Below are 505 nucleotides of genomic sequence, written 5' to 3'. Positions count from 1 at the left end.
CGAGGGCCGACATCGCGGCCCTGCTGGTGCGCGCCGCCGAGGCCGACCCCGACCGGCGCGTGGTGGTGAAGCTGCGTGCGCGACAGGGCGAGGCGGAGACCCACCTCGACCGCGAGCCCTACACCGGGCTCTTCGGGGCCGCGCGGCCGCGGAACCTCGTGTTCTCGCACGCTCCGATGGACACGGCGCTGGAGACGGCGGCCGGGCTGGTCACCGTGAGCTCGACCGCCGCCGTGGAGGCGCTGGCGCACGGGGTGCCGGTCATCGCGCTCGACCGCTTCGGGGTGAGCAAGAGCCTGCTCAACACGGTCTTCGTCGGCAGCGGGCTGCTGGGCGGGGCGGGCGAGGTCGTCGCCGGCCGCTTCCGGCGCCCGCACCCGGCCTGGCTGCGCGACAACTATTTCCACCCCGCCGCCGAGTCGGACTGGTGGGACCGGGTGCAGGAGCTGGTCGCGCTGCGCCGAGCGGGCGCGCTGCCTCCGCGCCGGGTGCCCGCCGCGCGCGG

General features: G+C 76.8%; 1 protein-coding gene. It reads left to right on the top strand.

Going from position 1 to position 505, the window contains the following annotated elements; genetic code table 11:
* Positions 1 to 505, top strand: a 505-nt coding sequence (locus DW299_RS19255) for a DUF6716 putative glycosyltransferase (protein ID WP_342589057.1), incomplete at both ends; no start/stop codon positions are given.

The sequence above is a fragment of the Microbacterium sp. K35 genome, from assembly GCF_004794375.1.
In the GTDB taxonomy this organism is placed as follows: Bacteria; Actinomycetota; Actinomycetes; order Actinomycetales; family Microbacteriaceae; genus Microbacterium; species Microbacterium sufflavum.
The sequence above is the reverse complement of the archived record's forward strand: the minus strand, read 5'-3'. Positions and strand labels throughout refer to the sequence as shown.